Origin of the sequence: Psychrobacillus sp. FSL K6-2365 (genome assembly GCF_038003165.1) — a bacterium.
Lineage (GTDB): Bacteria > Bacillota > Bacilli > Bacillales_A > Planococcaceae > Psychrobacillus > Psychrobacillus psychrodurans.
Map to the genome: position 1 here is coordinate 3,188,097 of NZ_JBBOOO010000001.1, position 14,183 is coordinate 3,202,279.

Annotated in this window: 13 protein-coding genes; 1 reads left to right on the forward strand and 12 read right to left on the reverse strand. The window is 38.0% G+C overall.

Annotated features, from left to right (window positions below; translation table 11 throughout):
* Nucleotides 1-12: 12 nt before the first annotated feature.
* The 10 genes from hisA to hprK form a co-directional block, all read right to left on the reverse strand.
* Complete coding sequence (gene hisA / locus MKY29_RS15985; protein ID WP_340880270.1) at nucleotides 13-753, reverse strand: 1-(5-phosphoribosyl)-5-[(5-phosphoribosylamino)methylideneamino]imidazole-4-carboxamide isomerase; 741 nt, start codon at nucleotides 751-753, stop codon at nucleotides 13-15.
* A gap of 15 nt (nucleotides 754-768) precedes the next feature.
* The gene (gene hisB / locus MKY29_RS15990) at nucleotides 769-1,365 is read right to left on the reverse strand and encodes an imidazoleglycerol-phosphate dehydratase HisB (protein ID WP_241599034.1); all 597 of its coding nucleotides are present in this window, start codon (nucleotides 1,363-1,365) and stop codon (nucleotides 769-771) included.
* Nucleotides 1,362-2,645, reverse strand: a complete 1,284-nt coding sequence (gene hisD / locus MKY29_RS15995) for a histidinol dehydrogenase (protein WP_340880271.1) — start codon at nucleotides 2,643-2,645, stop codon at nucleotides 1,362-1,364. The genes hisB and hisD overlap by 4 nt, the downstream gene beginning before the upstream one ends.
* An 8-nt stretch (nucleotides 2,646-2,653) precedes the next feature.
* Nucleotides 2,654-3,283 (reverse strand): ATP phosphoribosyltransferase, encoded by a 630-nt coding sequence (gene hisG / locus MKY29_RS16000; RefSeq protein ID WP_093495013.1) that lies wholly within the window; start codon nucleotides 3,281-3,283, stop codon nucleotides 2,654-2,656.
* The gene (locus tag MKY29_RS16005) at nucleotides 3,276-4,454 is read right to left on the reverse strand and encodes an ATP phosphoribosyltransferase regulatory subunit (RefSeq protein WP_340880272.1); all 1,179 of its coding nucleotides are present in this window, start codon (nucleotides 4,452-4,454) and stop codon (nucleotides 3,276-3,278) included. The genes hisG and MKY29_RS16005 overlap by 8 nt, the downstream gene beginning before the upstream one ends.
* Nucleotides 4,455-5,014: 560 nt before the next feature.
* Nucleotides 5,015-5,524, reverse strand: a complete 510-nt coding sequence (locus MKY29_RS16010; RefSeq protein WP_211895171.1) for an acyltransferase — start codon at nucleotides 5,522-5,524, stop codon at nucleotides 5,015-5,017.
* On the reverse strand, nucleotides 5,521-6,171 hold the full coding sequence (gene ppaX / locus MKY29_RS16015; protein WP_340880273.1) for a pyrophosphatase PpaX: 651 nt from the start codon (nucleotides 6,169-6,171) through the stop codon (nucleotides 5,521-5,523). Before ppaX ends, MKY29_RS16010 begins: the two co-directional genes overlap by 4 nt.
* The gene (locus MKY29_RS16020; protein WP_093495016.1) at nucleotides 6,168-7,106 is read right to left on the reverse strand and encodes a nucleoside recognition domain-containing protein; all 939 of its coding nucleotides are present in this window, start codon (nucleotides 7,104-7,106) and stop codon (nucleotides 6,168-6,170) included. The genes ppaX and MKY29_RS16020 overlap by 4 nt, the downstream gene beginning before the upstream one ends.
* Nucleotides 7,107-7,121: 15 nt before the next feature.
* Entirely contained in the window at nucleotides 7,122-7,931 is an 810-nt protein-coding gene (lgt, locus tag MKY29_RS16025; protein WP_093495017.1) for a prolipoprotein diacylglyceryl transferase, read from the reverse strand.
* A gap of 23 nt (nucleotides 7,932-7,954) precedes the next feature.
* Nucleotides 7,955-8,890: an HPr(Ser) kinase/phosphatase gene (gene hprK / locus MKY29_RS16030; RefSeq protein ID WP_093495018.1), complete on the reverse strand. Its 936-nt coding sequence runs from the start codon at nucleotides 8,888-8,890 to the stop codon at nucleotides 7,955-7,957.
* A gap of 122 nt (nucleotides 8,891-9,012) precedes the next feature.
* Between hprK and MKY29_RS16035 the strand changes: the two genes are divergently transcribed.
* A complete protein-coding gene (locus tag MKY29_RS16035) occupies nucleotides 9,013-9,564 on the forward strand; it encodes an N-acetylmuramoyl-L-alanine amidase (protein WP_340880274.1) in 552 nt (183 codons plus the stop codon).
* A 540-nt stretch (nucleotides 9,565-10,104) separates the two neighbouring features.
* Here MKY29_RS16035 and MKY29_RS16040 read toward each other — a convergent pair.
* Both MKY29_RS16040 and uvrA read right to left on the reverse strand, forming a co-directional pair.
* The gene (locus MKY29_RS16040) at nucleotides 10,105-11,208 is read right to left on the reverse strand and encodes a DUF4097 family beta strand repeat-containing protein (RefSeq protein WP_340880275.1); all 1,104 of its coding nucleotides are present in this window, start codon (nucleotides 11,206-11,208) and stop codon (nucleotides 10,105-10,107) included.
* 82 nt (nucleotides 11,209-11,290) lie between these two features.
* Nucleotides 11,291-14,182: an excinuclease ABC subunit UvrA gene (uvrA, locus tag MKY29_RS16045; RefSeq protein ID WP_090566715.1), complete on the reverse strand. Its 2,892-nt coding sequence runs from the start codon at nucleotides 14,180-14,182 to the stop codon at nucleotides 11,291-11,293.
* Between the last annotated feature and the right edge of the window lies 1 nt (nucleotide 14,183).

Below are 14,183 nucleotides of genomic sequence, written 5' to 3' on the forward strand. Positions count from 1 at the left end.
ATGCTTGTGTACTTATTTGGCCGCTTCTTGTAGAGCTTCAGTTAGAGTAAATCGTTCATTGTACAATGCTTTACCCGTAATAACACCAGCAACAGTCGTCGTTTGTGCTAATTTAGCTACTGCTGTAATATCTTCTAAGGAACTTATTCCACCCGATACAATAACAGATAGTCCAGTTTCTTCTGCTAGTTCTTTATTTGCCACTAAGTTTGGACCTTGAAGCGTTCCATCTGTTGCAATGTCCGTGAAAATTACGTGCTTAGCACCTTTAGAAGCAAAATACTGTCCTACTTCGACGGCAGATTGTGTGGAGGTTTCTAGCCATCCATGTGTAGCCACCATTCCATCCTTTGCATCAAGTCCGATGACAATTCTATCACCGCCGAATTCTTCTATTAACCCCACTACTAATTCTGGTTGTGAAATAGCAAGACTTCCTATAATTACACGATTTACATCGTTATTCAAATAAAATTGAACATCATCCTTCGTACGAATTCCTCCACCAATTTGCACACTAACTGGCAGCTCCTTGGCGATACGAATAACTTCACCAGCATGGATTTTCTCACCGTCTTTTGCACCGTCTAAATCTACTAGATGTATCCAAGTTGCCCCTTCATCCGCAAATTTTTTAGCCATCTCGAATGGAGAATCGCCATAAATGGTTTCTTGCTCATAATCCCCTTGATACAGGCGGACGCATTTCCCACCTTTCATATCGATTGCTGGGTAAACTTGAATGGACGTCATATTATTCTCTCCTTCTTATGTAAGTAGACCTTTTGTAGAAGGAACGCCCTTCACTCGATCGTCTTTTGTAATAGCTTCATCAATCGCTCGAGCTAACGCTTTGAAGATCGCTTCGATCATATGATGTGTGTTTGCTCCATAATGAACGATGACATGGACATTCATACGTGCTTCCAATGCAAATTTCCAGAGGAACTCATGTACAAGCTCAGTATCAAAACTACCAACTTTTTGAGTTGGGAATTGTGCACGGAACTCTAAATGCGGACGATTTGAAATATCTATTACTACTTGCGCTAGTGCATCATCCATTGGTACAAAAGCATTTCCGTAGCGTTTAATACCTATTTTATCTCCTAATGCTTGTTTCACTGCTTGCCCTAGAACAATACCGATGTCTTCAGTCGTATGGTGATCATCGATATATGTATCTCCCTTAGCTTTAATAGAAGCATCAAATAAACCATGCTTAGTAAATAAGTCCAGCATATGATCCATAAAAGGGACACCTGTATCTATTTCCGCTTTTCCTTCACCATCTAAGTCTATTTCAACCCATACTTTTGTTTCATTCGTCATTCTTTCTATTTTCGCTGCTCTTTTATTTGTCATTTTGAATCCTCCTTTTTCCAGCTCCTCGACTCTACAGACCTAGCATGTCCTTCTAATTGCTCTAGTCTAGCTAAGCGGGCAATTTTAGGATATTGTTCTTTCCACATTTCTTCTGAATAATAGACGATGCTTGTTTTCTTCACGAAATCGTCCACACTTAACCCACTTGAAAATCTTGCCGTGCTATTTGTCGGTAGTACATGATTCGTACCAGCAAAGTAATCTCCTACTGGTTCACTACTGAATCTCCCAATGAAAATAGCTCCTGCATGCTTAATCTTTTGACTTAGTTCTTCGGGTTTCTCTGTAATAATTTCCAAATGTTCCGGTGCTAGCTCATTCACTGCTGCTACCGCTTGTTCCATGGATTCAGCGATATAAATACACCCAAAGTTTTCGATAGAACTGCGAGCAATTTCTTCTCTAGGAAGAAGCTTTAATTGTTTTTCTACTTCTTTTGACACTTGCTTTGCAAGGGATGTACTCGTTGTGATTAATACGGAACTTGCAAATCGATCATGCTCAGCTTGAGCAAGAAGGTCAGCCGCTAGTTCATCCGCATAGGCTGTATCATCTGCAATAATCGCTATTTCACTAGGACCCGCTATCATATCGATTGCTACCCTGCCAAATACTTCTCTTTTGGCAAGTGCTACAAAACTATTACCTGGTCCTGTTATTTTATCTACCGCTTTAATTGTTTCAGTACCGTAGGCAAGAGCCGCAATTGCTTGTGCTCCACCAACCTTATATATTTCTGTAATGCCAGCAATACGTGCTGCTACTAATACAGAATCAGGTAGATTCCCTTCCATATTTGGTGGTGATACTATGACCACTCTTTCTACCCCAGCTACAATTGCAGGAATAGCGTTCATTAATACTGAAGAAGGATAAGCCGCTGTTCCACCCGGCACATATAAACCTACCGCATCTAGTGGTGAAATTTTATATTGAATATATGAGTTTTTAGCTAATGGAAAGTCTATTTGACTGCGAGCCTGCTCTGTATGAAATGCTCTAATATTAGCTGCAGCCTCTTCTAAATCTCCTATCAATTGTTTATCAAACTTAGCGTATGCTTCATCCACTTCTTCTTTGGATACTTTAAGTGACTCCAGTTTGGCACCATCCCATTTTTCCGTGTAACGAAGAAGGGCTTCATCTCCGTTCTGGCGTACATCCGCAATTACCTCACGAACAGTAATTAAATAATCTGGATCTGGTTGTTCAACGGAACGCAGTAATGAAATTGTATCTGTAAGCTTTTCTATTTTCATAGGATTCCCTACCTTTTGTTCAATTCATTTTTTAATTGTGCAACGAAAATATTGATTCGTTCACTTTTCACTCGATAGCTTACAGGATTGACGATCAATCGAGATGAGATAGAAACAATCTTTTCATATTCAACTAAGCCATTTTCCTTAAGTGTCTGTCCAGTGGAAACAATATCTACAATACGATCTGCAAGACCAATCATTGGTGCGAGTTCAATTGAGCCATTCAACTCAATGATTTCCACTTGCTCTCCTTTTTCCTTGTAGAAGTTTGTAGCAATTCTTGGATACTTTGTTGCAACACGCGGAGCAATCTCATTCATTTTCGTGTTCGGTATGCCAGCAGTTGCTATATAACAATTACTAATATGTAGATCCAATAACTCATGGACATCGCGGTGCTGCTCCAATAAAACATCCTTTCCCGCAATGCCGATGTCTGCTACACCATGTTCAACATATACAGGAACATCCATCGGTTTTGCCAATATGAATTGAATGCGTTCATCTGGAGCCTCAACGATTAACTTTCTCGAATCACTAATCTCTGCTGGCAAGTTAAATCCCGCTTGCACAAATAATTTATATGCTTCTTCAAAAATACGACCTTTTGGCATTGCAATTGTTAACTCATTCACGTAAAGAACCACCTTCGGACACGATAACCACTTCATCGAATATTTGTTTAAACGCTTCTAGATCATTTACACTTTCTATGTATTGCAATGTCACGTATTCCGATACATTCCTTCTAGCTTCCGCTAATACATTCGCTTTAGAAAAGGACCCTCTATCAAATAAAAGAAGTGTATGTTTTTCCTTTATTATTTGTTTCGGTAATACCTCCAATAATCTATCTACTCTAATTCCAAATCCAGTAGCACCAACTTTTTCATCGAATTTTTTAAATAGCTCATCGTATCGTCCACCATTCCCAATGGAGAATCCACTTCCTGCAGCGTGAATTTCAAACAGCATACCAGTGTAATAGCTCATATGACTCGCTAATGAAAAATCGAACGATACAATCGAAAAGTCATTCAATTGGAATTCTAATAAATTTTGAAGTTCTTCCACCTGATCAATTAGGTATTGTTGGTCGTCATTAAGGAACTGTCGGAAATCCGTAAATGTATTGGACTCTATTGTGTAATCAATTATTTTCATAAGACGTTCTTTTTGTTCTTCTAATAAGTTCATGCTTTCTAACTTTTGTGAGAAACCTACTAAATTTTTCTCTACTAATAATTGTCTTAGCATTTCTACCTGTTTCGTATTATCTGTGTTGTTTGTTAAGAAAGCAGTTAGGATTTCAGCATGTCCAATTGTAATTTGGAAGCTTTCTACCCCTAAAGCCTTCAATAGTTCTATCGCAGTATATATTATTTCACTATCTGCGTATGGGCTAAAATCCCCAACAAGTTCAAGTCCTAGCTGCTCAAACTCTGCCGGTCTCCCACCTTCTCGTTGTTGTGCACGAAATACATCTGCATAGTACGCTAATCGTAACGGATTTTTTTCCTTTAATAACTTAGAAGCTGCTATTCTAGCAATCGGAGTCGTCATATCAGGACGCAATACAAGCATCTCGCCTTGATTGTCTACTAATTTAAACAAAGAAGACTCATCAATAGCAGAAGCCTTTCCGATTGTTTCAAAATACTCCACGGAAGGCGTTTTTATAAAGTCATACCCTTTTGTACGTATAAAATCCCTTGCAATCGATCGTATAGATTCTTTTTGTTCGTTTACTTCAGGAAATGAATCTCTCATTCCAAGTGGCTTCTCGAACATTTGAATTTTGCTCATTTGAACACCCCTTACATTACTTTAACACACTAGAGAACTAATAAGATGAATTAATTGAATTTTATACTATTTTTACCTTTTCGTCAACATGTCCTTTACCACCTTGGAGATTTTCTGAATCGCAAGATGGTCGTTCCGAATCGCAAGGTCGATGTCTCAAATCGCAAGGTTAACATTGCTAATCGCCAGATAGTCGCCGCGAATCGCAAGGTCTCTACTAGGATTTTCTAAATCGCAAGATAGTCTCTCCAAATCGCAAGTTCAACTCTGCTAGTCGCAATATAAACCGTGCAAATCGCAAGGTCTCTACTGGGATTTTTTGAATCGCAAGATAGTCGCCTCGAATCGCAAGGTCAGTGGTTCAAATCGCAAGTTCAACTCTGCTAATCGCAATATGAATCATGATAATCGCAAGTTCTCTATCGAGATTATCTGAATCGCAAGATAGTCGCTCCGAATCGCAAGTTCACCCCCACTATTAATTACTTTTCTCGTCGCCGATTTTATTCATCAAAAAAAGCTATACTTCTTAGTTCAACACTAAGTAGAATAGCTTTTCATTATTTTTTATTTCGTTCTAGCATTTGTTCCTTCGTATAAATAATACGCATTGGATTTCCTCCAACAAAGCATCCTTCTGGAACGTCTGCATTGACGAGTGTTGCTGCAGAAACAATGGCATCATTCCCAATCGTAATACCTGGCAAAATTGTCGTATTTGCCCCTATCAGTACTCGATTACCGATAATGACATCTCCAATACGATACTCATCGATCAAATATTCATGTGCAAGAATCGTCGTATTGTACCCAATAATGGAATTGTCACCTACTTTAATACGCTCTGGGAACATTACATCTACCATTACCATTAAGGCAAAAGACGTTTCTTTGCCAACTTCCATTTTCAGAAAAACACGATAGAAAAAATTTTTCCAGCTTAAAAAAGGTGAATATCTAGCGGCTTGAATAAAGATAAAGTTCTTCATAACTTTCCAAAATGGAACAGTATCATACACATGCCAAAGCGAATTTGCCCCTTTTACAGGATATCGTTCTGTTCTCCTCATACACGCTGCCCTTTTGCTATTTCAAGTAAGTCACTCATTCGATGTAGCATATAAGTAGGATTATAAGTAGACAAGAATGCTTCTCCTTTGATGGACCAAGCTACAGCAGCTGTATCAACTCCAGCTCTTTGCCCACCTACGATATCATGAAAATTGTCGCCAATCATAAGCGCATCTTCCTTATTAGTTCCAATTCTTTGTAATGCTATTTGAATAGGCTCAGGATTAGGCTTTGTATATGTAACATCGTCAAAGCCAACAATTGTATCAAATAATGTTTCACATTCCATTATTTTTAGACCTCTATCGATCATTTCCCGTCTTTTAGTAGAAACAATTGCCAGTTTATAGCCATCCTTTTTTAGTTGTCGTAATGTTTCTACGACTCCATCAAATGGAGCTACCATTTGGTCATGGCGTTCCAGATTCCATTTACGATAGGAAGCAGTTAAAGTCTCCGTTAAAGTTGGGTCTATCGCATCAAATGTTTCAAATAATGGGGGTCCTAAAAACGGTAGGACAGTCTCCCGACTATATTTCCCCGGAAATGTTTCGCCTAAAACATGTAAAAAAGATTCAATAATTAGTTCGTTCGTATCTAATAATGTTCCATCTAAATCAAAAAGTAGGGCTTTATAGTTTTTCACGGGATTACCACTTCCTTATGTTTACTTTGCTCCGCTTTCCTCCAAACATAAGCAACTACTATCGTTAATATGAAAGCAGTTAGCAATCGTATTAATAATAATGGCCAGATTGGAATTCCCAACGGAACGAAGATTAAAGTATCCTCGACCACGGCGTGACATGCCACTAAGAAAATAAATGCTAATGTCGCATCCTTTTTACTTACTCCATCCTCTTGCACTGCTTGAATCATTACACCTGCTCCATATGCAAGTCCAATCACCAGCCCAGCTACAAGCGTTAGGGAAGCGTTTGGTTTTACACCAATAATTTTCGTAAAAGGAGCTAGTTTTTCTGAAAACTTTTGTAAATAATTCCGGTCTTTTAAAAACTGAATAATTACCATCAACGGTATGACAATTACCGCTAATTGTATAACGCCGAACGTCGCCTTTTGTAAGCCAAACAAAATAATTTCTCCCCATCCATCAGGAACTTGCTGACTTACTTGTAGCGCACCATATTTCGCTACCTCTCCTCCACCTTGCCACACGAGGTTAATAATGACTGCAGACAGAATTGCCAAACCAAAGCGAACAACCAATACAACCCATAATTTCACTCCAACTCGAAGGGCGACTCCAGTTTCAATGAAAATATTATGAGAAAAGGATAACATCGTCGCTAGTATGAAAACTTCCTTAACTGTCAATTCCAGAGATAGTATCCCTGCTATCCCTGCATATAAATTTAATGCATTACCTAGCACTAAAGGAATTGCAGCCTCTCCCCGAAGTCCTAATAGCCCCATAAATGGGGAGATGATATCAATAATCCAAGGTAGAACAGGAGTATATTGCAAAATCACAACGATTAATGTAATTGGGAAAATTACTTTGCTTAATGTCCATGTCGTTTTAAGACCAGCAAACAGTCCATTTTTCAACGTCCCCATCTTATCCCAGCTTTCTTACTTATCTTGATAATGAATAACGGGTTTTACCTTCACTCTTCTATATACAAAGACAATAATAGCAACTACAATAGTCACAATAGAAACGACTTGTGCAGTTCGTAATTCTCCTATTAAATAGAGACTGTCAGTACGCATCCCTTCGATGAAAAATCGCCCGATAGAGTACCATGCTGCGTAAAATAACACCATTTCTCCTCGACGCAAATTCACTTTACGAAGTAATATTAGAATAACAACACCTACAAAGTTCCAGATGGATTCATATAAAAATGTCGGATGATAATACTTCCCATCTATATACATTTGCTCGATAATCCAATTTGGAAGCATTAAATTTTCTAAAAAAGTTCTCGTTACTTCTCCGCCATGAGCTTCTTGATTGATGAAATTTCCCCAACGTCCTATAGTCTGTCCGATTAAAATACTTGGCGCTACTATATCGGCAACCTTCCAAAAAGATGAGCCACGTTTTTTGGTGAAAATATAGGCCGTTATAAATGATCCAATCAATGCACCGTGAATCGCAATTCCGCCATTCCAAATTTCAATAATCTTCCCTGGATTTTGACTATAAAAATCCCATTTAAAAATAACATAGTAAATACGTGCACTAATAATAGCGATTGGAACTGCCCAAATGAGTAAATCTGTTAAATAATCTGGATGGAAACCTCTCTTTACCATTTCTTTTTGTGCCACGAAAAATGCTAATACTATACCCAGTGCAATTATTACTCCATACCAACGTACCTCTAACGGCCCTAGAGAAAAAGCTACCGGATCAATTATTTGTAATAAACTCATATGTAACTCCCTTCAGACATTTATTAATAATCTACTTCTGCATTTTGTTCTATAACATCATTTAAACGTTTGGCGAAATCTTCTGCAGCATTTACCCCCATCTTTTTTAATCGATGATTCATTGCTGCTACTTCAATAATTACTGCTATATTTCTACCCGGACGAACTGGAACAGTTAGCTTTGTAATTGCAGTATTAATAATTTCCATTTTCTCTTCTTCGAGACCTAGACGGTCATATGTCTTTTTCTCATCCCAAATTTCTAATTCGATGACAAGCGTAATACGTTTATAGCTTCGAATTGCACTGGCCCCGAATAATGTCATTATATCAATAATGCCTAATCCGCGAATTTCTAAGAGATGCTCAATTAGCTGTGGGGCACTCCCAACTAACGTATCCTCTCCCTCTTGTCTAATTTCCACACAATCATCCGCTACTAAACGGTGCCCCCTTTTCACTAACTCTAATGCCGTTTCGCTTTTTCCGACTCCACTTTTTCCAGTGATTAGCACACCAACCCCATAAATATCTACAAGTACACCATGTACAGCAGTAGAAGGTGCTAACCTACTTTCTAAAAAGTTTGTGAGCATACTTGAAAATCTTGTCGTAGGCAAACTAGTCGTTAATACAGGAACTGAACTTTCATTGGATGCATCGATTAACTCCTGAGGCACTTCCATTCCGTGAGAAACAATAATTACCGGTGTATCCTGAGCACAAAGTTTCCTCATACGTTCACTTTTTTCTTTTGGCTGTAGTAAAGCAAAAAAAGAAATCTCTGTCTTCCCTAAAAGCTGTATACGATTTGAAGGATAATGTGTAAAATATCCTGCAATTTCAATTCCCGGTCTAGAAATATCGCTTACGGAAATATGACGCCCGATGCCTTCTTTCCCACTTATCAGTGTGAGATTCAAATGTTCTTTAATATCCTTTGTCGTCACATGAGACATACCCCTAAACTCCCTTCGTCCTACAATTTAAACCTAATATCTATTTTATCATGATTAACAACTTAAATTGTATCCATTTAACTTTTCCTTCTCTATTTAAAAGAAGAAAGGAGGTTTTTTCGATGAAAATTATGTTAGATGCAGGCCATGGACCTGACACAATCGGAAAACAAACACCAGATGGGAAAATGAAAGAGTTTGAATTTAATGAGGTGGTTGCTCAGTTTGTAAAAAATGAACTCACTGCTTTTGGACTGATAGTTATGAATAGTCATAACAGGGAGAGAGATGTTCCACTTAAAGAGAGAACCAATTTAGCTAACAAAATGGGAGTTGACGCGTTTATCTCTATCCATGCCAACGCGTATGGCACCACATGGAATAGCGTTAGTGGAATAGAAACCTTTACCTATACGAAGCCTTCCGAGCAATCAATTATTCTTGCTTCGTTAATCCAAACCTCTGTATGCTCTATTACAGGAAGATCAAACCGAGGAGTAAAAAAGGCAGATTTTGCAGTTGTTCGAGATACTCGAATGCCTGCAGTGTTAGTGGAATGTGGATTCATGACGAATAAAAATGAATCAACTTTATTACAATCTATAGAATATAGAAAGCGCTGTGCGAAAGCCATCGCTTTTGCAATTCTATGTTGGATCCAGCAAAAGCGTTAATCAAGGGAAAAACTTGAAAAAGCATATTATAAAACCAGAATCCGGTTTTTGATGCAAAACCTGTTCCTATCGTTTTCTGTTGGTTTTGGATAGCCTTCTTACATTTAATATGCAATCCATATTATTCAAAGAGCCTGGTGTAATGATTTTGTATGTACACGACCCTATAAGATGACCTTATTTTATCTTTACTTGCTCTCATCTATTGTTTACTTGCTATCACTTGTTACTTACTTGCAGTCGACGACGCTCTACTTGCTCTACGTCTATATTTACTTGCGGTACTCTACCTTTTACTTGCGAAACGGATAATTTTTCCAAAGTTATTTGTTGATTTACACTCGAAATGTGCACATGAAGTGAAAGTCAGCGCCTCCTGCGGGAAAAGAGTTAGGCGAAGCGTGGAGGCCGGTTTATTTATCTATGCTTATTTTTCAAAATAAAAAAGTGGAGGGGAATAATATCCCACTCCACTTTTTATTGGTTTAACTATCCATCATTGGGATGAAGAAATCCTAAATGATGGAAGTAATACTTTATTTATTCGCCTTCTACTGTATATCGAACAACAACAGATCCTGTTTTTGCATCACCGTATACTCGTAAAGGCACAGCTTCTGAATCCACTACTTTTGTGAATCCTACTTTTTTGTTTAACAGTTGCTCTGATTGGTTCAGATGAGTGACATCAGCCAATTGAACATCTATTTTACCAATTTGAGAAGTAGCTTCTCCTTTTATCGAAACATCTTTTGGAATATACAGTTCGACCGTTCCGGCTACTGCTGTTCCTTCTATTTTGCGGGCTGCTTTATCTTTTGTTGTTAAAATAACATGTCCACTTACCGATGAACCTTCTATTTCTTTGAGCTTACCATCTACGTAAATACGACCATTCATCGTTTCTACTTCAATCGTTTCTCCTTCAACCTGCTGAACTTGAACCGATCCATTAACCGTTTCGATATCAGCTCTTTCAAACTTCAATTCATCTAATTCCACTTTACCATTTGTTGTTTTCACTTTGAATGAGTTTGCCTCTAAATTTTTAGCGATGAACTCACCATTAAATAATCGTGCAGAAATATAATTATACTCTTTCTTTGGAACATATAACGTTACTTGGACAGAAGTTGTTTTCATATCACTATATACGCGTAATTTGTTTCCTTCTGTTGAGAAGATAAATTCTTCATGGAAACGTGCCTTTGCTTCTTCTTCTGTTGAATTTCTAAAAGTTTTCACTTTAACAGAAGCACGTACATGCTCTTCTTCCGTAGAGTGAACTTCAACTTTACCATTCGCAATATTAATAGAGATATCTGTAAAATTTACATCCTCTTTGACGAATTGTTCTTCAAAAGTAACTGGATCTCCGAATGGCATTTCAAAATCTTTCATTTTGTCGACTGTGCCTTGCATAAACTGCATGAATCGCTCACCCATTACGCTAAAGTCGCGCTTCAAATCTTCCACGAAATCGGTATTATTGTTTTGTGACTTTTTATATTCTTTTTCCTCAGGTACAAACGGTGTTGCAGGTGTAGTTTGTTTTCCTAGCTCTTCTAGTAATGCCAAAGCTTCTTGTGCAGTAATCGTGCCATTTTCAACCATATCTAAAATACGTTTTCGTTCTTCTTGCATAGTGAAAGGCCTCCTCATGAATTTATACTATAAATCATTTTACTTACATTACTATATACGATTGAAAAATCAAAAAGTTTCATCATGTAGTCGATACGGGACTTTTTTTCTTTTTAGTCGCTTTAGTTACTACTTGATCCATCCGTTGTCTATCTCTTTCTAAAATGGTTTTCAAGTACTTCCCTGTATATGAATCTTTCGATGCAATAATTTTCTCTGGTGTACCTACTGCAACGATTGTTCCTCCTTTATCTCCACCTTCTGGTCCTAGATCAATCATGTAATCTGCTGTTTTAATGACATCCAGATTATGCTCAATCACTAATACGCTATCTCCGTTATCTACTAAACGTTGAAGTACTATTAGCAATCTTGCGATATCGTCTACATGAAGACCTGTAGTAGGTTCATCCAAAATATAAAAAGACTTGCCGTTAGAACGCTTGTGTAATTCAGATGCTAGCTTCACTCGTTGCGCCTCACCACCAGAAAGAGTCGTTGCTGGTTGCCCTAATTCCATATATCCAAGTCCCACATCTACAATTGTTTTTATCTTCCGACTGATTTTCGGATGGTTTTCGAAAAAGGCATAGCCGTCCTCTGCAGTCATTTTTAGGACATCCGCAATATTCTTGCCCTTGTATTGCACTTCCAAAGTCTCACGATTATATCTTTTTCCATGGCAGACTTCACATGGTACATAGACATCAGGTAGGAAGTGCATTTCAATTTTGAGAATCCCATCTCCGCGACAGGCCTCACAACGTCCGCCTTTTACATTGAAACTGAATCTACCTTTTTTGTATCCTCTTACTTTTGCTTCATTTGTCGTTGCAAAAAGGTCACGAATATCATCAAAAACTCCTGTATAGGTAGCTGGGTTAGATCTCGGGGTACGACCGATTGGAGACTGGTCAATCTCAATAACTTTTTCTAGCATTTCCATACCTTCGACACCTTTATTGACGCCGGGTTTCACTCTTGAGCGGTTTAACTTCTGGGCTAATGACTTATATAATATTTCATTTACTAATGTACTTTTCCCTGATCCTGAAACTCCTGTAACAGCTGTAAATACACCTAATGGAATATCTACACTCACATTTTTCAAGTTGTTTTCTGAAGCGCCTTTTATTTTGATAAAGCGACCATCTGGTTTTCTTCTATCCACTGGAAGTGGAATAAACTTTTGACCACTTAAATATTGTCCGGTTAAAGACTTTTTATTTTTCATCACTTGTTCAGGAGTTCCTGCAGCGATTATTTCTCCGCCATGCACTCCTGCACCTGGTCCCACGTCTATTAAATAGTCTGCCGCCATCATTGTATCTTCATCATGCTCTACAACTATTAAGGTGTTCCCAATATCTCGCATATTTTTTAATGTTTCGATCAATCGATCATTATCTCGTTGATGTAACCCTATAGATGGTTCATCCAAAATATATAATACCCCTGTCAGTCTTGAGCCAATTTGAGTTGCCAGACGAATACGTTGTGCTTCCCCACCTGATAACGTTCCTGACGCACGGTTTAATGTTAAATAATCTAGTCCAACATTATCCAGAAAACCTAAACGTTCGTTAATCTCTCTCAGCACAAGACGAGCAATTTGCATATCTTTTTCAGATAAGCTCAGCTCATTGAAAAACTTATTTGCTTCTTCAATGGAGTATTTAGTAATTTCCCCAATATGTAGGGAATTTATCTTAACTGCAAGTGTTTCTTCTTTTAGGCGATAGCCATTACATGTAGGACAGTCATGCTGCTCCATATATTTTTCCATTTGCTCACGAATATAATCGGACGACGTATCTTTATATCTCCGCTCTATATTCGCAAGAACGCCTTCAAATGAAATCATGCTATCTCGAACTTGTCCAAACTCATTTTCATATCGAAAACGGAATTTATCATTGTCTGACCCATACATAATTTTGTTCCATTGATCAATCGGCAATTTTTCAACTGGAACATTCATTTTTATTTTGTAATGCTTACATACTGCCTCTAAGAGTTTCGGATAATACTGAGAGCTCGTTGGCTGCCATGCAACAATGGCTCCGTCTGCTAGAGTGACGCTTTTGTCTGGAACAACTAAATCTGGATCCACCTCTAACCTTGTACCAAGTCCATCACAATCAGTACAAGCACCAAATGGACTATTAAAAGAAAACATTCGTGGCTCTAATTCTCCGATAGAAAATCCACATATCGGACAGGCGTGATGCTCACTAAATAGAATTTCTTCGTGTTCCATAACATCTATTAAAACTTTGCCATCTGCAATTCTTAGAGCTGACTCTAGAGAATCACTAAGCCTTGCAGCAACTCCTTCTTTCATAATAATTCTGTCGATGACAACTTCAATATTATGTTTTTTATTTTTATCTAGGTTGATATCATCGTCTAAATCGATTAACTCTCCATTAATACGTACACGAACGAAACCTTCTTTTTTCATCTCTTCCAAAAGCTTTACATGAGTCCCTTTACGTCCTGAAACAATTGGTGCCAGCACTTGCATCTTGGTTTTTTCTGGATATTCACTTAAGCGATCAACCATTTGTTCAATCGTTTGAGATGAAATTTCAATACCATGATTTGGACATATTGGTTTTCCAACTCGCGCATACAATAGTCGCATATAATCATAAATTTCGGTCACAGTAGCTACTGTAGAGCGTGGATTTTTACTCGTCGTTTTTTGATCGATAGAAATAGCTGGTGATAGTCCCTCAATGACGTCGACATCTGGCTTTTCCATTTGCCCCAAAAATTGTCGTGCATAGGCTGATAATGACTCTACATATCGACGTTGTCCCTCCGCGTAAATTGTATCGAAAGCTAAGGAGGATTTACCAGAGCCAGAAAGTCCAGTCATGACTACTAGCTTATCTCTTGGTATTTTCAAGCTTACATTTTTTAAATTATTTGCACGTGCACCTTGAATCACGATTTCTTGATTTTTCAAC

What these genes read in the sequence shown, in the direction of transcription:
- MKY29_RS16005 (WP_340880272.1), bottom strand. Translation starts at nt 4,454, where the DNA reads ATGAGCAAAATTCAAATGTTCGAGAAGCCACTTGGAATGAGAGATTCA.
- hisD (WP_340880271.1), bottom strand. Translation starts at nt 2,645, where the DNA reads ATGAAAATAGAAAAGCTTACAGATACAATTTCATTACTGCGTTCCGTT.
- hisB (WP_241599034.1), bottom strand. Translation starts at nt 1,365, where the DNA reads ATGACAAATAAAAGAGCAGCGAAAATAGAAAGAATGACGAATGAAACA.
- MKY29_RS16040 (WP_340880275.1), bottom strand. Translation starts at nt 11,208, where the DNA reads ATGCAAGAAGAACGAAAACGTATTTTAGATATGGTTGAAAATGGCACG.
- lgt (WP_093495017.1), bottom strand. Translation starts at nt 7,931, where the DNA reads ATGAGTTTATTACAAATAATTGATCCGGTAGCTTTTTCTCTAGGGCCG.
- MKY29_RS16010 (WP_211895171.1), bottom strand. Translation starts at nt 5,524, where the DNA reads ATGAGGAGAACAGAACGATATCCTGTAAAAGGGGCAAATTCGCTTTGG.
- MKY29_RS16035 (WP_340880274.1), top strand. Translation starts at nt 9,013, where the DNA reads ATGAAAATTATGTTAGATGCAGGCCATGGACCTGACACAATCGGAAAA.
- hisA (WP_340880270.1), bottom strand. Translation starts at nt 753, where the DNA reads ATGACGTCCATTCAAGTTTACCCAGCAATCGATATGAAAGGTGGGAAA.
- hprK (WP_093495018.1), bottom strand. Translation starts at nt 8,890, where the DNA reads ATGTCTCATGTGACGACAAAGGATATTAAAGAACATTTGAATCTCACA.
- MKY29_RS16020 (WP_093495016.1), bottom strand. Translation starts at nt 7,106, where the DNA reads ATGGGGACGTTGAAAAATGGACTGTTTGCTGGTCTTAAAACGACATGG.